Genomic DNA, 21005 nt, shown 5'->3' on the forward strand with positions numbered 1-21005 from the left:
TCATTTCCATATTGAAATCTTGCATCGAGAGGCAGGCTTCCCTCTTCGCTATGCTTTCTAAGCCTTGTCATGAACTAGTTGATGACAGTCTCGAGCTCTCGTTTTGAGTACCAGCACGTGCTTACCAAAGATTCCTCTATAACATATTAGAAATATCTAGCTATGTGACAGAACTTAGTCGTTCGAGGTGTCGCTTTGTTTCTATCTCGAAAACAGAACAACTTTGAATATAAGTTCAGTGTCGCTGAGATCAAGTATGAGGACTCTAAACTTCTGCTAAGGGCTTGAACAACCTGAGTGCCAGCTCAGACCTTAGTTTGGTGGGGGTTCTAGTCCGTTTGGATAGTGATTCGCAATCATCCTAAATGTCTCTTTCTCATAAAAAAATACAAACTCGCTCATTGCAAAGTATTGTGAAAGCTTAGCTTTGATGTTTGCGAGGAGCCTATGTTGCCAAGGGAAGAGAAGTGATATAGATGAAAATGCTTAAACTAAAAGATTCGTCTATGAATATTATCTATCGGTAATAGTTAGTATCTATGAAACAGTAGCGTGACGATTATTCGAATATTTAACTGTATATCAAAGAGTAACAAGCGTTCTATTCTTGAAGGGGAGTCCGAAGATTAGATATGAAAAAAGCAGCTAGATAGCTGCTTTTTCATCTATTAAGTTACGTGTCTTTAAGAGTCCACTGGCTCCGTATGCACCGGAGTGGTTATTGCTTGGTTGTTCTCTTCCATTTTCTTCTCTTCATCTTTTGCTTTTTCAATCATTGGGGTGATTGTTGAGCCTTGAATGAGGATAGAGAAAACAACGACGGAGTAGGTCATTACAAGAATAATCTCTTTTACATCGATTAACTTATCTTGAATCACCCAAATACCTGATGGAATGGAAAGAGCCATTGCCAATGCAAGGCCCCCGCGTAAGCCGCCCCACGTCAAAATACGTACTGACCACGGGTTATATTTTCTGTAACGCTTAAAGCCAATGTACGAGAGAAATACGCTTAGATAGCGAGCTGCTAGTACAAGAGGGACTGATATAGCCATCATGATCCAGTCTTCTTTGTGGAATTCAAATAGTAGCATTGACATACCGATCAGTAGGAATAACACGCCATTCAAAAACTCATCAACAAGCTCCCAAAAATGGTCAAGGTGATCTTCACTCTCTTTTGAAAAGCCAATAAAGCGTGTCCAGTTGCCAATCATAATTCCGGATACAACCATCGCGAGTGGGCCTGATACATGGATGTATTCAGCAAATGCGTAACCTGCCGTTGGGACACCAATAGTAAGTAATAACTCCATTGAGTGATCATCGGTGGCACTGATTAAGTAGTGGAATAGCAAACCGAGGACGAAACCATAAGTGATACCACCGATAGCTTCTTGGATGAAGAGCAAGGTGACACTACCTACAGTTGGTGCCTCAGTACCAAATGCAATCGTGAATAGAGTGACAAAGATAACCAAACCGAAGCCATCATTGAAGAGTGACTCTCCTTCAATCTGAGTGGAGATACGTTTGGGAGCGTCGAGCTTTTTAACTATAGCCAGTACAGCGATTGGGTCAGTTGGCGATATAAGTGCACCGAAAAGTAAGCAGTAGACTAAATCAAATTGGATGCCAATTAACTGACAGAATCCGTAGAGCGCAAACCCGATAAAGAAAGTGGAAAACAGGGTGGCTCCGAGAGCCAAAACGGTAATTTCCCATTTTTGATCCTTAAGGTTCGGGAGTTTGATGCCTAATCCACCCGCAAATAGTAAGAAGCCAAGAATGCCTTTGAGCAAGAAATCTTCGAAGTTGATCCTTGTGACCGTCTCCGTCGCAATTTCGGTGAGATGGAACCAGTTGTTTTGACCCGCAATTAAGATTAGAAGTGAAAGCACCATTGAACCTGCGGTAATCGCAATGGTGGTTTGCATCTTTCCTATCTTGCTGTTTACAAAAGCAATTAGCATTGCAGCTGCGGATAGAAAACATAAAGTATGATAGACCGACATAGAGCTCTCTATTTGTAACATTTTATGAATGGGATTCTCGACTGATGCTGCTTAAATAGCAAACATTTTTTCGCGATTATTTTGTAAGTTAAGAAGGAGATAAAATAATCATTAATTCCACGTTTAGACGTCTAGACTCCTGAAGTTTGTGTGATAGGATGGAATGATAACTAAAGGAATGAGGTTGTACTGTGGGAAGTAATGTAAGACAACAGATTGAAGCTCAATTGAAGCAACGTATTCTTTTGATTGATGGTGGTATGGGAACCATGATTCAGGGATACAAACTTGAAGAGCAAGACTATCGAGGAACGCGCTTTGCGGATTGGCATTGTGATCTAAAAGGTAACAACGACCTGTTGGTTCTAAGTCAGCCTCAACTTATCAAGGAAATTCACGCTGCATATTTAGAAGCGGGTGCTGATATTCTCGAAACCAACACGTTTAACGCAACAACCATTGCGATGGCTGACTACGAGATGGAAAGCCTAAGTGAAGAAATTAACTTTGCTGCTGCCAAGCTTGCACGTGAAGTTGCAGACGAATGGACCGCAAAAACACCCGATAAACCGCGTTATGTCGCAGGGGTTTTAGGGCCGACGAACCGAACTTGTTCTATTTCTCCTGATGTAAATGACCCCGGATATCGAAATGTTTCTTTCGACGAGTTAGTTGAGGCTTACTCTGAATCGACTCGAGCGCTGATTAAAGGTGGCTCTGACCTTATTCTTATCGAGACCATCTTCGATACTCTTAACGCTAAGGCTTGTTCATTTGCTGTTGAAAGTGTGTTTGAAGAGATGGGTATTGAGTTACCTGTGATGATCTCGGGGACTATTACTGATGCTTCCGGTAGAACATTATCAGGTCAAACTACAGAAGCGTTTTACAACTCATTACGTCATGTTAAACCGATTTCGTTTGGTTTGAACTGTGCGCTGGGCCCAGATGAGCTTCGTCCTTATGTTGAAGAGCTTTCGCGTATATCAGAATCTTTTGTTTCCGCTCACCCAAATGCCGGGCTTCCGAATGCATTCGGCGAATACGATTTGTCGCCAGAAGATATGGCTAAGCATGTTCAAGAGTGGGCTCAAAGTGGCTTTTTAAACTTGATTGGTGGGTGCTGTGGTACAACTCCTGAGCACATTCGCCAAATGGCACTCGCGGTTGAAAATATCGCCCCTCGTCAATTACCTGATCTTCCCGTTGCTTGTCGCTTGTCTGGCTTAGAGCCGCTTGCCATTGATAAAGACTCTTTATTTATCAATGTCGGTGAGCGTACGAATGTAACTGGTTCTGCGCGTTTTAAACGCTTGATTAAAGAAGAGCTGTACGATGAAGCGCTCGATGTGGCTCGTCAACAAGTTGAAAATGGCGCTCAAATTATCGATATCAACATGGATGAAGGCATGTTGGATGCACAAGCTTGTATGGTTCGATTTTTAAACCTTTGTGCGTCAGAACCTGAAATCTCAAAAGTACCAATCATGGTCGACTCTTCCAAGTGGGAGGTTATTGAAGCCGGTCTTAAGTGCATCCAAGGCAAAGGCATTGTTAACTCGATCTCTCTCAAAGAAGGCAAAGAGAAATTCGTTGAACAAGCTAAGTTGATTCGCCGTTATGGTGCGGCTGTGATTGTGATGGCGTTTGATGAGATTGGGCAAGCAGATACACGTGAGCGCAAAGTTGAAATTTGTACCAACGCTTACCGAATTCTCGTTGATGAAGTGGGCTTTCCACCAGAAGACATCATTTTTGACCCAAACATTTTTGCCATTGCTACGGGTATCGAGGAGCATAATAACTACGCGGTGGATTTCATTGAAGCCGTTGGCGATATCAAACGTGATTTACCACACGCGATGATCTCGGGTGGTGTTTCTAACGTTTCCTTCTCATTCCGCGGTAATAACTATGTGCGTGAAGCGATTCACGCGGTGTTCCTCTACCACTGTTTTAAAAATGGTATGGATATGGGGATTGTGAATGCGGGTCAGTTAGAAATCTACGATAACGTGCCTGAAAAATTGCGTGAGGCTGTGGAAGATGTCGTTCTTAACCGTCGTGATGACGCCACTGAGAGATTGTTAGATATCGCGGCGGAATACGCAGGCAAAGGGGTAGGTAAAGAGGAGGATGCCTCTGCACTTGAGTGGAGAACTTGGCCTGTTGAAAAGCGTTTAGAGCACGCGTTAGTGAAAGGAATAACCGAGTTTATCGTTGATGATACCGAAGAGGCTCGTGTCAATGCTTCAAAGCCATTAGAGGTGATTGAAGGTCCACTAATGGATGGGATGAACGTCGTCGGAGACTTGTTTGGTGAAGGTAAAATGTTCCTTCCTCAGGTCGTAAAATCTGCACGAGTGATGAAGCAAGCAGTCGCGCATCTGGAGCCCTACATCAATGCAGAAAAGCAGGTGGGACAAACAAACGGTAAGATTTTGCTAGCGACGGTCAAAGGTGATGTACATGATATCGGGAAAAATATCGTTGGCGTTGTATTGCAGTGCAATAACTACGAAATTATCGATCTTGGTGTCATGGTTCCTTGCGAAAAGATCTTAAAAGTAGCGCAAGAAGAAAACGTCGATATTATTGGTTTATCAGGGTTGATCACGCCTTCATTAGACGAAATGGTGCATGTTGCAAAAGAGATGGAGCGTCTCGACTTTAACTTACCTCTTCTCATCGGTGGCGCAACAACTTCAAAAGCCCATACAGCAGTTAAGATTGAGCAAAATTACAAGCATCCTGTGGTTTACGTGAACAACGCCTCACGTGCAGTGGGCGTATGTACTTCTCTATTGTCAGATGAACGTCGCCCTGAATTTGTTGAAAAACTTGAAGCTGATTACGAACGAGTACGTGATCAACATAATCGAAAGAAACCGAGAACCAAACCAGTGACATTAGAAGCGGCTCGAGCGAATAAAGTTGCGATCGATTGGGAAGCTTATACTCCTCCAGTGCCTGTTAAGCCTGGCATTCATATCTTCGATGATTTTGATGTGGCTATATTACGTCAATACATCGATTGGACACCATTCTTTATGACTTGGTCACTTGTGGGTAAGTATCCAACAATTTTCCAACATGAAGAAGTTGGTGAAGAAGCAAAACGTTTATTCGAAGATGCCAACGAGTTACTTGATCGAGTTGAGCGAGAAGGCCTGTTAAAAGCGCGTGGAATGTGTGGCTTATTCCCTGCTGCGAGCGTGGGGGACGACATTGAAGTTTATGCTGATGAAACTCGTACCGACGTTGTGAAAGTATTACGTAACTTGCGACAACAGACCGAGAAACCAAAAGGATTCAACTATTGTTTATCCGACTACATCGCACCTAAAGAGTCGGGTAAACATGATTGGATAGGGGCATTTGCTGTCACTGGTGGTATTGGTGAACGAGAGCTTGCTGATGAATACAAAGCACAGGGAGATGATTACAACGCAATTATGATTCAAGCGGTGGCGGATCGCCTAGCCGAAGCGTTTGCTGAGTATTTGCATGAGCGTGTCCGTAAAGAAATTTGGGGTTATGCTGCGGATGAAGATTTATCTAACGATGATCTCATTCGTGAAAAATACCAAGGTATTCGCCCTGCACCAGGTTATCCAGCGTGCCCTGAGCATACTGAAAAAGGACCGCTTTGGGAGCTACTTAATGTGGAAGAGAATATTGGCATGACTCTAACCTCCAGCTATGCAATGTATCCGGGCGCGTCAGTCTCTGGTTGGTATTTCTCTCATCCTGACTCACGCTACTTTGCGATCGCACAGATCCAAGAAGATCAGCTAGAGAGTTACGCCGATCGTAAGGGGTGGGATAGGATCGAGGCTGAAAAATGGTTAGGGCCAAACATTAACGGTTAAATTGATGTTTACCTCGTCCAAATGTAACAACTAATGAAACGACAAAGGGCTGCAGATACGCAGCCCTTTGTTTTATTGAGTTGAACTTACTTCTCAAACAACTCAGTGTGGAGTTTTTGTATGGCTTGTTTCGATACCGATTCATGGAGCAAGAAGCATAAGTTGTGAGGGCTAGCACCATAACAAATCATGCGTAGGTTAAAGTCTTCTAGCGTGCCAAAAACCTGTTTCGCGTAGCCTTTACTCTCACTCATGTTGTTACCAATGAGAGCAACGAGGCATAGGTCATGTTCAACTTCTACCTTACATAACTCTTCTAACTCTTCTCGTACAGCTTGCGGCAGCTGCGGCGCGCCGCCGGATGTATCGGTTTGATCAAGTGTTAACGATACACTGATTTCAGATGTCGTGATCAAATCGACCGAGATCTTATGCTTTGCAAGGATCTCAAAGACCTTTGCTAAGAAGCCGTATGCGTGGAACATGTTGGCGCTGCGTAGCGTTACCATGGTTTGGTTACAACGCAAAGCTAGCGCACGGAACAACGGTGAGCTTTCGACTTGGTGGCGAATCCAAGTTCCCCCTTTTTCTGGCTCTTTCGATGACCCTACAAATACCGGAATGTCGTGGCGCAATGCGGGTACTAGCGTAGAAGGGTGAAGGATTTTAGCGCCAAAGTTAGCCATTTCTGAAGCTTCACTAAAGCTGATCTCGGGAATTGGTGAGGCTTTTGGCGCAATTCGCGGGTCTGTTGTGTAGATGCCCGGAACATCAGTCCAGATTTCTAACCCTGCCGCTTTGACGCTCTCAGCAATTAAGGCGGCGCTATAATCGCTGCCTCCTCGACCTAGTGTTGTTGTATTACCGGCTTCGTCAGATCCTATGAAGCCTTGAGTAACAACAACGGATTGTTGGCAAAGTGGTATGAGTTTATCTTGCGCAAGCGTCGAAATTGCTTCAATGTTTGGCTCCGCGCGACCAAAGTTGTCATCAGTACGCAGCACATCGCGGATATCAAAGCGCACAGCTTGAATGCCTCGCTCACACATTAACTGAGTTAGAATATGCGTCGACATGAGTTCGCCACATGCGACCAAATGATCGGTTAACTTCGCACTAGCTTGGATAGATGCAGCCTCGGCCAGGCTGGTTACGGTATCTAATATGCCATACACCTCGGCAGCAGTTTTCGTGCTGTCTTCGAGCTGAGTTAAAATGGCGTCATGAATGTTGGCCAGATTTTGCAGCAGCTCAGTACGGTGCGTTTGATCCTGAACACCGTTGGCGAGTTCTACCAATAGGTTGGTGACGCCAGAGCAAGCGCTGCTCACGACCAAGCGAGTATTTGGATTGTTTTCGATAATGGTGGCACAACGACTCATTGCCTCAAAGTTGGCAACACTGGTTCCACCGAATTTAGCTACGTTAAATGCGCTCACTGCGTTCTCCCACGACTTCCTAAAAAATTGTACATCCAATGTTTAGTGAGAAAAGGAACAGAGCAAAAAGAGAGGTATTTAGAATGCTATTTGAAAAATTTACCCTCAGAAGCCCTTCATCAGACTGCGCTGATGACAGTTGATGGGATTCAGCCCAATTCAACCGACAAGTCAAACCCTGCAACTTTGACTTACCTCGGCACTACTCCCCCTCAATGATTGGTGTTGGAATTGCGGTTCCACAAATCATCTACCTGGGTAGCGCTCCTCTTCTACATAAAGCTCAAACATTGAACGGTTTTGAGGCCTTAATGTCAATCAATATTTCAACCTTTATGGTGTTTTTATTAACGATTTTGTGACACTGGTTTGACCTCCATACTTACGGCTAATTGCTGATAGAGGAAAAATCTATTAGGGTGAAGAACCCTACACCTGAGCCATGTTATTGAATAGAACTTTTAGAATGCTCAGGATAAAAGATAATCAAGGAGCTGACATGTCGATCCAAAGCTTTATTCCACCTCACCGTATTTTAATGGGACCTGGTCCTTCTGATATTTATCCTCAAGTGTTACAAGCGCTAAGCCGTCCTACCGTAGGTCACCTTGATCCTCTGTTTATCGGTATGATGGATGAGCTCAAGCAGCTATTGAAGTATGCCTTTCAAACTGACAATGAGTTCACTATTGCGGTTTCAGCGCCAGGTAGTGCAGGGATGGAAACCTGCTTTGTAAACTTGATCGAGAAAGGCGACAAAGTGATCGTCTGCCGTAACGGTGTATTTGGTGAACGCATGCGCGAAAATGTCGTCCGTGCTGGTGGTGAAGTTGTTATCGTCGATGATGAATGGGGGACGCCTGTTTCCATTGATAAAGTCGAGCAAGCACTCGAACAGCACCCAGATACAAAAATTCTTGCTTTTGTGCATGCGGAAACCTCAACTGGTGCAGTCAGTGATGCTCAAGCATTGGGTAAGCTGGCGAAACAGCATAATGCATTATCTATTGTTGATGCGGTGACATCGCTTGGTGGTGTGCCGTTAAAAGTGGATGAATGGCAACTGGATGCGGTTTACTCTGGTAGTCAAAAATGTTTGTCATGTGTACCTGGGCTCTCACCAGTGACGTTTTCTCCTGCCGCGATTGAAAAGATTCAAGCAAGAACAACACCAGTACAGAGTTGGTTCCTCGATCAGAGTTTAGTTTTGGGGTATTGGAGTGGAGAAGGCAAGCGTAGTTACCATCATACGGCGCCAGTTAATAGCTTGTATGCGCTTCATGAAGCTTTATTGATACTGAAAAATGAAGGATTAGAAAACGCTTGGGCTCGTCACCAACTGATGCATGAAAAACTCAAAAATGGCTTACAAAAGTTAGGCTTTGAATTTGTTGTGGACGAAGCCCATCGGTTGCCACAATTAAATGCGATTTACGTGCCTGAAGGAATTGATGAAGCAAAAGTTCGTGCTCACTTGCTAGAAACCTATAACCTAGAAATTGGTGCAGGCCTTGGGGCATTAGCTGGTAAAGCGTGGCGTATTGGCTTAATGGGTTACGGTGCTCGATCTGAAAACGTTGCGCTGTGCTTAAAAGCGTTAGAAGAGTCACTCACTGAATAAAATCATACAGCAATGAGATAAAGAAAAGCGAAGGTCATCCCTTCGCTTTTTTGTATTTATTACTCAGCTCCTGAAGTGGGGGCTAGTGAGGCAGAGATTGCTTGAGAAGGTGGTTGGTAATTGACGTCACTGAAATCAATCTTCGGGAACAAAAACTGCGCTTCAGCTCTGATTTGCTCCGCTTTACTTGAGTCATCTAAGCCTTGGTAGGCCAAAATCAAATTATTATAAAATGCAGGGCGAGGCTTATCTTTGATGATTTTTAGCGACCAATCGATATAAGGCTGAATCAAGGTTGCGTCTTGTTGGTACAGCCCAATGTTTAAAAACGTGCTATAGACATCCCAATCAAACCTGTCTTTCCAAACTACAGGGTTACTGACTTGATTCAGAATATCAGGGTTAGTTGGCCTAGTGGTCTCAAACTTCGTCAATACATAGTTCGTATGCAATGCGCTTACCATGTAAAACGTAAACGCAACGGGAAGTACCAAACTAAAGACTCGCAGCAAGCTTTTGGTCACATGACTAAAGCCGACTTGTCGATAACGAGAGACGCGCTGATCGACCCAGTACAGCAGGATAACGAAGATCAACCAATGCACGAGAGAGTGGTAGAAAGGGTATTCCAGTTGTGAGTGCAATACGATAGGTATAAACAAGGCCAGCAACGCAAGACGAGTTCCGCGTTTGGCTTGATAGATTCGATACAGTACCAGTGCCATCGCTAAGAAGATGCCGAGTATTGGCAGCAAACCACCTTCTACTCCCCAGTAAAGCAGCTCGTTATGCGGATGATCCATGGCTGGCAAACCAGCTGGGTAATTCTCATTTAGGGCATGTTGACGAGCCGTATACAGCATGTACTCAGATTCAAACTTGCCATATCCATAGCCAGTAAAAGGCTTTTCAATCACCATGTCTAATGTTTGCGGAAAAGTATACGCTCGAGGAGACTCCATGTTTACTTTTTCTGCGGCTAACCCACTTCCATCAGGAAAGGCAAGATACATGACAACCACTGAGAGTGCGAGCCCAGTGACAAGCGACGTAACCCAGCGGATAAAGCGCCCTTTGGTCGCAAAGCGATACATGTATGGGATGACCAACAACACGGCGATGATCGAGGCTAACCAACCTGTGCGTGAAGCCAACGCCACAATCAATGGTAAGGTTAAAACTGGCACAGCATAGAGAAGATAAACATCGCTTAACTTACGGTCGTATTTGTAAGGCTGACGTGCAAGTAAATAGCTGGCAATCACCAGTCCTGTTGCAAGAAAGCTGGCCATTACATTGGGCTGTTGGAAAATACCATAAGGACGATTGACCATCGTGTTGTAGCCAAACGCATTGCCTGGTTTGAGATACAGATATTGTGTCAGACCCAAAATGGCTTCGATAACAACCGCAAGGACAATGAACCATAACAGGCGTTGGCGATGTTTATTACTGAAATGAAATTGTTGTAAGACAATAAAAAACAGGACGCCACACCACAGACCAATGAGCTTGTTGGCTGCCAAACTGCTATTCGCATTTGGGTACAGAATGGGCACCGTCATGATAAGAGCACTAATGAACAAGCCGATGGTTAATTTTGAGTAACGTAGCGCTCGATTATTCGCGAGTTGGTAGCACCCAATGCCTAATGCAAAGCTAAAAGCAATCCAAGTTGTCGCATTGAAGGAAAGTGAAAGCCCTGAACCGCCGGGGTTGGGCATGAAAAAGTGCATTGCCAACACAAATAGTGTTGCCAAGGCAATGAGAAACTTGCGATTGAGGGGAACCTGTACTTTTTCGGGAGAAAGCTTTGTTCCACTTACATGTATAGTAGCCATAGTTATTGCGTTGTTTTGAATGAAAAAAGACCAGCACTTGCTGGTCTCGGTACTTTACCTGTTTTTTCTACTTCAACATAGGCTTAAGGAAGTGAGCTGTGTGCGAACCCTCGATTTGCGACACATCTTCCGGTGTGCCTTGAGCGATTATCTCGCCTCCACCCTGTCCCCCTTCAGGTCCTAGATCGATAATCCAGTCCGCAGTCTTAATGACATCTAGGTTATGCTCGATCACCACGACAGTATTTCCGTGGTCGCGAAGTCTGTGCAATACAGTGAGCAACTGCTGGATATCATGGAAGTGCAGGCCGGTTGTTGGTTCATCCAAAATGTACAAGGTTTTTCCTGTATCGCGCTTGGATAGCTCTCGCGCCAGTTTAACACGCTGTGCTTCACCACCGGAGAGTGTCGTTGCGGCTTGACCTAGGCGAATGTAAGACAAGCCAACATCCATTAGAGTCTGTAGCTTACGTGCTATAGCAGGTACGGGTTCAAAGAACGTTCGGGCGTCTTCGACCGTCATTTCTAGCACTTCATCAATGGTTTTGCCTTTGTAACGTACTTCAAGTGTTTCACGGTTGTAGCGCTTACCTTTACATACATCACATGGCACATAAACGTCTGGTAGGAAATGCATTTCAACTTTAATGACACCATCACCCTGACAGGCCTCACAACGACCACCGCGTACGTTAAAGCTAAAACGTCCTGGCTTGTAACCGCGAGAACGCGACTCTTGTGTGCCTGCAAACAGTTCACGGATTGGGGTAAAGATTCCCGTATAGGTCGCTGGGTTAGAGCGAGGTGTACGACCAATTGGGCTTTGATCGATATCGATAACTTTATCGAAGTGCTCTAAACCTTTAATCGACTTATAAGGTGAAGGCTGAGCCGTTGTCGCCCCGTTAAGTTGGGTATGAGCAATTTTAAAGAAAGTATCATTAATCAGCGTTGATTTACCTGAACCAGATACCCCTGTAATACAGCTGAATAACCCAACAGGAATTGAAAGATTAACGTTCTTAAGGTTATTACCTGTTGCGCCTAAGAGCTCAACCGTTTTTTGCGGATCACGCGGCGTGCGATCTTTCGGCACTGCGATTTCTTTAGCGCCACTTAAGTACTGACCTGTCAGAGAATTCGGATTTGCGATTATCTCTTCCATGGTGCCTTCCGCGACAACATGACCACCGTGTACGCCAGCGCCAGGACCGATATCTATGACATGATCCGCACAGCGAATAGCATCTTCATCGTGTTCTACCACGAGCACGGTATTCCCCAAATCGCGCAAATGAGTGAGCGTTTTTAATAAGCGTTCATTATCACGCTGGTGGAGACCAATCGAGGGTTCGTCCAGAACATACATCACACCAACAAGACCCGCCCCAATTTGGCTTGCTAAACGAATACGTTGTGCTTCACCACCAGAGAGCGTTTCGGCGCTGCGAGACAAGTTTAGATAGTTCAAACCAACGTTAACCAAGAACTGCAGGCGATCGTTGATTTCCTTCATCACTTTTTCAGCGATTTGGGCTCGTTGACCCTCCAGTTTCAAGGAATGGAAGAATTCCAATGCATCAGCAATGCTAAGTTCAACAATCTCAGGCAGTGTCGTATCAGCAATAAACACGTTACGTGCTTCAAGGCGCAGACGAGTACCACCACAGCTTGAACAAGATTTAGTGGAGATGTATTTCGCAAGCTCTTCACGGACAGAGTTGGATTCTGTATCACGATAACGACGTTCGAGGGTATTCAGAATACCTTCGAATGGATGGCGTTTAACACGAATATCGCCACGATCGTTGATGTATTTAAACTCAATCTCAGTGCGGCCAGAGCCCTTTAGAATGACATCTTGCGTTTTCTTTGGCAGAGAATTAAAAGGGGCATGGAGATCGAAACCATAATGATCGGCCAATGAGGTGAGCATTTGGAAGTAGTAGTAGTTCTTTTGATCCCAACCGCGAATCGCACCTTGTGCCAAGCTTAATGAATCATCTTGAATTACTCGGCTTGGATCGAAGTATTGCTGCACACCCAAACCATCACAAGTGCCACATGCACCAGCAGGGTTGTTGAATGAGAAAAGTCGCGGCTCTAACTCTTGCATGCTGTAACCACATTGTGGACAAGCGAAGTTGGCGGAGAAAATAATCTCTTCACCGTCTCCATCCATTGGCGCGACAACCGCAATTCCGCCTGATAACTCGAGCGTGGTCTCGAAAGATTCCGCTAAGCGCTGTTGCAGATCGGGACGAACTTTAAAGCGGTCGACCACGACTTCAATGGTGTGCTTTTTATGTAGCTCTAGCGTTGGAGGATCAGATAGATCGCATGTCTCTCCATCAATACGCGCACGAATAAAGCCCTGAGCTGCCAGGTTCTCAAGCGTTTTAACATGCTCACCTTTACGCTCTTTGACAATAGGGGCCAACAGCATCATTTTGCTGCCTTCTGGCATCTCTAGAACTTTGTCCACCATTTGACTGATGGTTTGTGCGGCAAGAGGGGCATGGTGCGTTGGACAGCGTGGTTCGCCTACACGAGCATACAACAGACGTAAGTAGTCGTAGACTTCGGTAATTGTACCTACGGTTGAACGCGGATTATGAGAAGTAGACTTCTGTTCAATAGAAATCGCGGGTGATAACCCTTCAATATGGTCGACATCGGGTTTTTCCATCAGAGACAAAAACTGACGAGCGTAGGCAGAGAGAGACTCTACGTAGCGTCGTTGGCCTTCTGCATACAATGTATCGAAAGCGAGAGAGGATTTACCGGAGCCACTTAGTCCAGTAATGACAATCAGTTTATCGCGAGGGATTGTAAGATTAATGTCTTTGAGGTTATGGGTTCGGGCACCGCGAACTTCTATTTTATCCATCGTTTTTGCTCTATGTATAACCAAGTGGGGCAAGTATTACATAGTGTGAGAAATGTGCAAAGAAAATTACTGGATAAAAAAACAGTAAAAATAAAAGCCCAACATAATGCTGGGCTTTAGAAACAATAATTTCGTACTACGACGATGCTTTATACCGCTTTTTGTGTTGCGTGTTTACCTAACTCTGAAGCTTTTTCATCTTTTAGATAAAGGTTTTCAAAACAGTAGTTGGTTGCTTCGATGTAACCTTCAACACTACCACAGTCAAAGCGTTTGCCTTTGAATTTGTAAGCCAAGACACAGCCCGCTTTTGCTTGTTTAAGTAGCGCGTCAGTGATTTGAATTTCACCACCTTTACCTGGCTCTGTATTTTCAATCAGTTCGAAAATATCAGGGGTCAGAATGTAGCGACCAATGATCGCAAGGTTGCTTGGTGCCGTGCCTTTCTCAGGTTTTTCTACCATGTCGTCTACGCGGTAGATGTCATCTTTGATCATTTCACCAGAGATAACGCCGTATTTGTGAGTCTCATCTTCTGGGACTTCTTGTACGGCAACGATAGAACAACGGAACTGTTTAAATAGCGCCACCATTTGAGCTAGTACGCCTTCTTCTTCGTTGACACAAAGGTCATCAGCAAGAACGACGGCAAATGGTTCGTCACCCACCAGTTCACGCCCGGTCAGAATCGCGTGGCCTAAGCCTTTCATCTCGCGTTGACGGATGTAAGTGAAGTTTGCAGATTCAATGATTTCACGGATATCTACCAATAGCTCTTCTTTATTGGTACCGCTAATCTGGTGTTCTAGTTCGTAGTTCTTATCAAAGTGGTCCATGATAGAGTGTTTGCCACGACCTGTCACAATACACATGCCGTTCATACCAGCTTGAATTGCTTCTTCAACGCCGTATTCAATAAGCGGTTTATTCACGACTGGCATCATCTCTTTTGGCATAGATTTCGTTGCCGGTAAGAAGCGAGTGCCATAGCCTGCAGCAGGGAACAGACATTTTTTAATCATTGGGGGAATATCCTATCTCGTTATTATCAAGAATCTGCGCATAACTTTAACACGAGAGTCGTCAATGAATCATGAATAAAGTAGGAAAAAGTGTGAGACTCAGTGCGGAAAAAAGATGAGCGACTCGTCATTTTAGTCATAAGAGTCGCGGCATCGCATCATGACATTAAGTTTTGATCTGCCCACGCGATTGCCTGAACGCGATTCTTCACTGATAGCTTTTTGAATATCTGATACAAGTGCGATTTGATGGTGAATTCACTGACAAATAATTCCTCGGCCATTTGACTGTTTGAGGCGCCAGCTTGCAAGCAACGCAGTACTTGCAGCTCGCGAATGGTTAGGTCTACCGTGGCTGGGGCAGTATGAGTGTTAATGACGTTACGGTAATAGTGTAAAAGTTGACTGGTTACATTACGCGGCAGCCAGTTTTGACCGTTAACAATGCCTTTTAATCCTTCTCCAATTTGCTCTAGCGTATCTTCGGAATAGAACAGCCCCTTTAATTGACCAAATGAAAGAAGCTCATCCGTGGTCAGCCTTTTAGGGACATTGAACACAACGGTTTCAAAGTTCTTCCATACCAGCGGTAAGTTTTTGATCGATTGAACGAGTGATTTATGTTCACTGAAGTCGATCAGTAGGATTTTATTACGATGCTGTGGCTTAGCTTCCATGAGTGCTTCGGTCGAAATCACCGGGATGCTCATATCAATGTATTTTTCGAGTGCCGCCACCTTTTTTTGCGCATTATCTTCCATACTGATCAGAAATAGCTTTCTTGCGTAAGCCGACTTTCTCACGTGTTCAAATCTCCCAGCGTTCAATAAAGGCCATAAGTTGGCATTAAAGAGAGGTTATAACCATAGCTTTACTGAATAAATGCGTTCGAATTCAAAGCTTCACGAAACGATGTCTGCAAAGCGAATCAAAAATGCTACATGCGTAAGTTGAAATGCGATTTGGGTTCTAGTAGGTGACTCATTAGATCACAATGGTATTAGACTTTAATCAAAACATTAAAGCGTGCTATTCTAATGCGCTAAAATTTTATATATCCAGAGTGAAACGGAGCACATCATGGCCAGCCGTGGAATTAACAAAGTTATTTTGGTGGGGAATCTAGGTAACGACCCTGAAATTCGTTACATGCCGAACGGCGGTGCAGTAGCAAACATTACTATTGCGACTTCTGATTCATGGCGTGATAAAGCGACTGGCGAACAGCGCGAAAAAACGGAATGGCACCGTGTTGTGTTGTTCGGCAAACTTGCGGAAGTAGCAGGTGAGTACTTGCGTAAAGGTTCTCAAGTATACATTGAAGGCCAACTGCAAACTCGTAAATGGCAAGACCAAAGCGGTCAAGATCGCTACTCAACTGAAGTCGTTGTTCAAGGCTTCAACGGCGTGATGCAAATGCTTGGCGGTCGTGGTCAAGGTGGCGGCGCACCAATGGGCGGTCAACAGCAGCAAGGTGGATGGGGTCAGCCTCAACAACCAGCTCAGCAGCAGTACAATGCGCCTCAGCAACAGCAACAACAGCAGGCTCCGCAGCAACCACAGCAGCAGTACAATGAGCCACCAATGGATTTTGACGACGATATCCCGTTCTAAATTCTGCTTATGCTTGAATCGAAAAGGCCGCGAATATCGCGGTCTTTTTTATTGTCACTATCTAATGATCTCAAAGGCTTATCTCAGCAAGGTTAGGCGTAACAATAAAACTTATCAATGAGTGTGATGTTCTTTATGCTCCAGCCTCTCACTATCAGACGAATCCGATTGTTTGATGAACTCTTATCAAGTATAAATATTTCAATAAGGTATATGATGAATAAAAAAGGAATTTGGTATTCATGAGGTATACCCCAACTCTTAAGTTAAGCACACGGCTGGTGGCTTTTGTCACCATGATCGTCATCTGCGCCATGTTTATCTTGTTTGTCGGTGGCACCCTCTCTTTTAAACGTCTTGGGCAGGAATATCTCACCCATTATTTAGAAGGGATCGTAGAGGTGGTCGATAAGGAGATGGAAGATCCTGACGCTGCTTATTCTATGCAGCGCTGGATGCCGAAAATGCTGCAGGCTTCCAATATTGTCGAAATGACATTGTCGACCAACAATGCGGTTGTTTATCGCTTCAAAGATACTTCTCATCAAATGGAAGCGTCAGTCTTGTTTGAGACAGAATACCAACTGACTCACAATCAAGATTACACGATTCATTTTAAAGCGATCCCGCCTTACTTAGGTTACAGCTACTCAATGCAGGCGCTTTGGTCGATCACGCTTGCCGTTATCTTGATCATCTTCTGTTTAATGCGCGGCGTTGCGTGGCTTAAGGAGCAATTAGAAGGCTCTGAAATGCTCGAAGAGCGAGGCAGGATGATCCTTGCTGGTCGGGTAGAGCAGTATGCAAAAGGCGACAAAAAAGAATGGCCTTATACTGCCAGTGAAGCGCTCGATGTATTAATTGAAGAGTTACAAGATGCGCGTCAAGAGCGAAGCCGATTTGATACCTTTATTCGAACTCAAACCTTCCTTGATAAGTTAACAGGTACAGCCAATCGAGTGCTGTTTGATAGCAAACTGGAATCGGCGTTACTAGAAAGTGGGGCTCGCGGCGCCGTTTTGCTAGTACGTATTCAAGACTGGAAACTGGTTGAAGAAGAGCAAGATAAGCAAATTACGGATGAGTTTATTGTTGAAGTTGGGAGTTTATTATCCAACTTAGTTCAGCGATACCCTGATGTTGTGTTTTCTCGTTATTACGATGCTGATTTTGCGTTATTTCTGCCGCATCAAAGTGCCAAAGATGTGGCTAATTTGGCATCACAATGCATTCGCCAGTTAGAAAAATTAATTCCGCCAGAGCCACTCGACCCAGACAACTGGTGCCATATAGGCATCACTACTTATAAAGAGGGTGAGCGACACAGCCAAATCATCGATGAGGCAGAGACAGCTTTGCGTAGTGCGCAACTACAAAATAACAATAATTGGAGTCGCTTCAAAAAATGGAACCACGATGAAGAAGCTCGCGGAAGTGTGAGGTGGAGAACGTTATTTGACACAGCACTTACACCAGAAAATGTGATACTCTACGCACAATCTGTGCACCCAATAAGTGACGCGACGCATAAAAAATCATTATATGAAGAGTTAACATGCCGGATTCGCGATCCTGAGAATGGTATTGTTAAAGCGTCTCGGTTTATTTCTGCGATCAGACAGGTTGGTTATGAAGCGCAAATGGATAAGTCAGTTATTAATAAATTCTTAAGAGAATTTAAGGATAATTTTGATAACTCAAGATCGTATGCGCTCAATTTGAATGTAACGCCTTTTTCTAACCGAGAGTACTTTAAATGGTTTCGTGATGAACTCTTACAGTTGTCACGTGAACAGCGAAAGTGTCTCAGTTTTGAGTTTGTTGAAGCACAATTTGTAAGACACTTAGACTTTATGCGACCAGTCGCTAAAATGCTGGCCGGTTTAGGGTGCCACTTAATGGTTGGGCAGGCTGGACGAACCATCGTCAGCACTCACTATTTAAAAGAAGTGGATATTCGTTACCTTAAACTTCATCGCAGTTTAGTAGCAAAAATCGACCAGCGACATGAGAACCAGCTATTTGTCCGCAGCATGCTAGGTGCCGCGGCAAACAGTAAAACTAAAATCATAGCAGTGGGAATTGAGAATCAAAACGAGCTCAACACGTTAATTGAGCTCGGGGTTTATGGTGGGCAAGGGCGCTACTTCTCTGCAGAGCAGCAGTTTCTTCCTCGTCCACAAGCATTGCCAAGTTCTCAATCAGAATCCCAAGTGAAATTGGGAAGACGAAATCGCTGGCGTAAAAAATAAAGATAATAATCATGGATTTCAAAGCACTACTCGACAAGCTCAAACGATCATCTGGTGGTGGTCGTTCCTGCTTTTTGGTTATTCAGCCAGACGCCGTTTATTTATCATCTTCAATAAAAAGTGGCCGCCCATACCAATTTGATATTTCTGAATCCAATTGGGAGAAAGCCGTAGAGCAAGCATTGAGCGTTGCTGCGAGTGCGTATGATTCTCTAACGGTTGTCCTTTCTCATAACTATTATCAGATGTATCAAATCGACAAACCTGTCATGCCGCGCCAAGAATGGCCTGCAGCATTACCGTTTTTGTTGAAAGAACTGATCTCTGAGCGTGCCGTTGACATCATTGCCGATGCGGTAGAGCTACCCAATTCAACCAAAGTGCAAGCTTACGTCTTATCACGAAAAATGTTGGATAAGATCGTGTTACTGGCCAGTCGCGCCCAGTTGCCATTAGAAGCTATTCTTCCTGAAGACGACATTTGGGGAGAGACCGCAGGTGAGCTAGGTAACTTCCTATTATTACAACGCAGTGTGCGTGGTCACTTCCGTATTAGCGCTTTTGTCGAAAATACTATCGCGTTCCATCGTTCGATTCGAAGTGTGACGCCACCGTTAACGGGGGTTCCGTCTAGCGAGTTACAGATGGATAGCCTCTCGTTAGAACTGCAACGTTCGATTGATTATCTTTCTTCTCAGTTGCGCCATGTGCAGCTGCATCAATTGAAAGTGTGTTGTGATGAGGAGGATGAGAGTGAGCTTGTTCAGTCTCTGAACTACCGTTTAAGCACTAAAGTCTCTCTGTTATTACCACCAGAACATGAGCTATCAGGACACGTTTTAGCAGATGCTGCTGCGGCTTCTAATACTCGACGCGTTAACTTATACCCTGATTACTTAAAGCCGAAAAAAGAGCTCCTGACACTAAGAAATATCGCGTTATCTTGGGGTGTCGCGGCTGCGGCCATTCTACTCTCTTACGGCTATGTGACTTGGCAGAGCAGTGGTTTAGAAGATGAAATTGCTATTGTAAAAAGCAAAGGCGATATCATGAAGTCAGAGCTTGAACGCTATCAAGTCAAGCTACGTAAGCATCAACCCGACAATAATAAGCTGGCAGCTAAAGCCCGCTTAGAGCGTGAAGTCAAGGCGAAGCGAGACTCGCTTAAAGCCGTCGGGAAATACGATGACTCGCAGCGCACGGGTTACTCTGGCGTGATGCAATCATTAGCTAAGCTAGGAAACCAAGAAATTTCTTTGTCCGAAATTCGAATCAATAACCATACCTTAGATCTGAAGGGACTGGCGAAAAAGCCGAGCTCAGTACCAAGTTGGGTTAACCAATTTAAAACTGAGATTAGCTTGGTTGGCCGGACATTTGACGACGTCAAAATTGGCCGAAATGATAAGGATATTGTGACGTTTGAGCTAAAAACGCGCGAGGATAAAGAGAAATGAACGAATTCTGGCTCTCATTAGAAGAGCGCTTTGGCGAAATGAGCGCGCGTGAAAAATTGCTTATCGCGCTGTGTGGTTTAGTTGTCGTGATCATGTTGCTTTTTACGCTGGTACTGGAACCAAAGCTTAACGAGATCATCAGTAATGAGAGGCAACTAAGCAATTTAAAGCAAGCCAATCAAAAGATTGAAATCGACACGCTACGTATTCAAGCGCAGCTGAAGAAAGATCCAAACGCTGAGATTGATCGCTCGATATCTAACCTGCTAACAGAAAGTCAGCACCTTTCGATGCAGCTAGCGGAGATCATCGAACACCTTATTACACCTTCGCAAATGGCTGAGCTGCTGGAAAATGTATTAGAGCAGCAAAGTGGCATTCACCTTTTGTCTTTGCAAACTTTGCCATCTGAGCCAATTACGGAAGATAAAGAAGCATCGCAATACTCTGGTTACTACGTACACCCTGTACGTATGGAGCTGACTGGCGACTACTTTTCTATTGCCAATTACCTAAATAAGTTGGAGAGCCTTCCTGCCAGTTATTATTGGCGCAGCTTTAGTTACAAAGTCGAAGAGTACCCGAAAGCGAAGCTTGTGTTGGAAGTCTACACACTAGGATCTCGAGAGGAGTTTATTGGTGGTTAAAAAACTCATCATCTCATTACTTGTCATGGCTGCGGCAGGAACCGCTTGGGCGAACCAAGATCCAACGGCCCCACTTGGCTGGGAAAAGCCTGCGGTTGAAACGTCAGCGAAACCAAAAGCAAAACAGTACCGACTGCCTACGCTCAACAGTATTGTGTGTAAGCCAAGTACTGCTTGTGTCGCGATTATGGATAACAAGCTTGTTGAAAAAGGCGAGCTATTTAAGGGTTATCGCGTCGCGAGCATCAATAGTGAATTTGTAACTTTAAAGCGTGGTAACCGTCAGTGGGACCTAGAGCTTTTTGGTTTAAACGTAAAAAAATAATAACCAGAGC

General features: G+C 44.5%; 13 protein-coding genes and 1 riboswitch. Of the genes, 7 read left to right on the forward strand and 6 right to left on the reverse strand.

Features of this window, described 5'->3' with window-relative positions; all coding sequences use genetic code 11:
* Window positions 1-683 precede the first annotated feature (683 nt).
* Window positions 684-2015: a cation:proton antiporter gene (locus MTR11_RS17180; protein ID WP_114323950.1), complete on the reverse strand. Its 1332-nt coding sequence runs from the start codon at window positions 2013-2015 to the stop codon at window positions 684-686.
* Between the two features lie 191 nt (window positions 2016-2206).
* Here MTR11_RS17180 and metH point away from each other — a divergent pair, with 191 nt between their 5' ends.
* Entirely contained in the window at window positions 2207-5887 is a 3681-nt protein-coding gene (gene metH, locus MTR11_RS17185; protein ID WP_243328126.1) for a methionine synthase, read from the forward strand.
* 86 nt (window positions 5888-5973) lie between these two features.
* Here the strand turns inward: metH and lysC are convergent, their stop codons facing one another.
* Complete coding sequence (lysC, locus tag MTR11_RS17190) at window positions 5974-7326, reverse strand: lysine-sensitive aspartokinase 3 (protein ID WP_012841364.1); 1353 nt, start codon at window positions 7324-7326, stop codon at window positions 5974-5976.
* A gap of 101 nt (window positions 7327-7427) precedes the next feature.
* Window positions 7428-7606: riboswitch (Lysine riboswitch) on the reverse strand.
* A gap of 219 nt (window positions 7607-7825) precedes the next feature.
* Here lysC and MTR11_RS17195 point away from each other — a divergent pair.
* Window positions 7826-8947 (forward strand): pyridoxal-phosphate-dependent aminotransferase family protein, encoded by a 1122-nt coding sequence (locus MTR11_RS17195; protein WP_017821323.1) that lies wholly within the window; start codon window positions 7826-7828, stop codon window positions 8945-8947.
* Between the two features lie 59 nt (window positions 8948-9006).
* Here the strand turns inward: MTR11_RS17195 and MTR11_RS17200 are convergent, their stop codons facing one another.
* The 4 genes from MTR11_RS17200 to MTR11_RS17215 all read right to left on the reverse strand — a co-directional run bounded on the left by MTR11_RS17200 (window position 9007) and on the right by MTR11_RS17215 (window position 15503).
* Window positions 9007-10788, reverse strand: coding sequence for a PglL family O-oligosaccharyltransferase (locus tag MTR11_RS17200; RefSeq protein WP_243328127.1), 1782 nt, complete (start codon window positions 10786-10788; stop codon window positions 9007-9009).
* A gap of 67 nt (window positions 10789-10855) precedes the next feature.
* Window positions 10856-13678 carry an excinuclease ABC subunit UvrA gene (gene uvrA, locus MTR11_RS17205; protein WP_243328128.1) on the reverse strand — a complete coding sequence of 941 codons (2823 nt, stop codon included), beginning with the start codon at window positions 13676-13678 and terminating at the stop codon, window positions 10856-10858.
* A gap of 149 nt (window positions 13679-13827) precedes the next feature.
* Window positions 13828-14700, reverse strand: coding sequence for a UTP--glucose-1-phosphate uridylyltransferase GalU (gene galU / locus MTR11_RS17210; RefSeq protein WP_005397418.1), 873 nt, complete (start codon window positions 14698-14700; stop codon window positions 13828-13830).
* Between the two features lie 158 nt (window positions 14701-14858).
* Entirely contained in the window at window positions 14859-15503 is a 645-nt protein-coding gene (locus tag MTR11_RS17215; RefSeq protein ID WP_005397417.1) for a LuxR C-terminal-related transcriptional regulator, read from the reverse strand.
* 277 nt (window positions 15504-15780) lie between these two features.
* Between MTR11_RS17215 and MTR11_RS17220 the strand changes: the two genes are divergently transcribed.
* The 5 genes from MTR11_RS17220 to MTR11_RS17240 all read left to right on the forward strand — a co-directional run bounded on the left by MTR11_RS17220 (window position 15781) and on the right by MTR11_RS17240 (window position 20995).
* Window positions 15781-16314 carry a single-stranded DNA-binding protein gene (locus MTR11_RS17220; RefSeq protein WP_005397416.1) on the forward strand — a complete coding sequence of 178 codons (534 nt, stop codon included), beginning with the start codon at window positions 15781-15783 and terminating at the stop codon, window positions 16312-16314.
* A gap of 242 nt (window positions 16315-16556) precedes the next feature.
* Window positions 16557-18566: an RNase E specificity factor CsrD gene (gene csrD / locus MTR11_RS17225; RefSeq protein ID WP_048626836.1), complete on the forward strand. Its 2010-nt coding sequence runs from the start codon at window positions 16557-16559 to the stop codon at window positions 18564-18566.
* An 11-nt stretch (window positions 18567-18577) separates the two neighbouring features.
* Window positions 18578-20023, forward strand: coding sequence for an MSHA biogenesis protein MshI (locus MTR11_RS17230; protein ID WP_243328129.1), 1446 nt, complete (start codon window positions 18578-18580; stop codon window positions 20021-20023).
* Window positions 20020-20670, forward strand: coding sequence for a type II secretion system protein GspM (gene gspM / locus MTR11_RS17235; RefSeq protein WP_047009166.1), 651 nt, complete (start codon window positions 20020-20022; stop codon window positions 20668-20670). Before MTR11_RS17230 ends, gspM begins: the two co-directional genes overlap by 4 nt.
* Window positions 20663-20995 (forward strand): hypothetical protein, encoded by a 333-nt coding sequence (locus MTR11_RS17240; protein WP_046873588.1) that lies wholly within the window; start codon window positions 20663-20665, stop codon window positions 20993-20995. The genes gspM and MTR11_RS17240 overlap by 8 nt, the downstream gene beginning before the upstream one ends.
* The last annotated feature ends 10 nt before the right edge of the window (window positions 20996-21005 follow it).

The organism is Vibrio sp. CCB-PB317 (genome assembly GCF_022808245.1).
GTDB classification, from domain to species: domain Bacteria; phylum Pseudomonadota; class Gammaproteobacteria; order Enterobacterales; family Vibrionaceae; genus Vibrio; species Vibrio diabolicus.

What these genes read in the sequence shown, in the direction of transcription:
- MTR11_RS17180 (WP_114323950.1), bottom strand. Translation starts at nt 2,015, where the DNA reads ATGTCGGTCTATCATACTTTATGTTTTCTATCCGCAGCTGCAATGCTA.
- MTR11_RS17195 (WP_017821323.1), top strand. Translation starts at nt 7,826, where the DNA reads ATGTCGATCCAAAGCTTTATTCCACCTCACCGTATTTTAATGGGACCT.
- MTR11_RS17200 (WP_243328127.1), bottom strand. Translation starts at nt 10,788, where the DNA reads ATGGCTACTATACATGTAAGTGGAACAAAGCTTTCTCCCGAAAAAGTA.
- uvrA (WP_243328128.1), bottom strand. Translation starts at nt 13,678, where the DNA reads ATGGATAAAATAGAAGTTCGCGGTGCCCGAACCCATAACCTCAAAGAC.
- galU (WP_005397418.1), bottom strand. Translation starts at nt 14,700, where the DNA reads ATGATTAAAAAATGTCTGTTCCCTGCTGCAGGCTATGGCACTCGCTTC.
- MTR11_RS17220 (WP_005397416.1), top strand. Translation starts at nt 15,781, where the DNA reads ATGGCCAGCCGTGGAATTAACAAAGTTATTTTGGTGGGGAATCTAGGT.
- csrD (WP_048626836.1), top strand. Translation starts at nt 16,557, where the DNA reads ATGAGGTATACCCCAACTCTTAAGTTAAGCACACGGCTGGTGGCTTTT.
- MTR11_RS17230 (WP_243328129.1), top strand. Translation starts at nt 18,578, where the DNA reads ATGGATTTCAAAGCACTACTCGACAAGCTCAAACGATCATCTGGTGGT.
- gspM (WP_047009166.1), top strand. Translation starts at nt 20,020, where the DNA reads ATGAACGAATTCTGGCTCTCATTAGAAGAGCGCTTTGGCGAAATGAGC.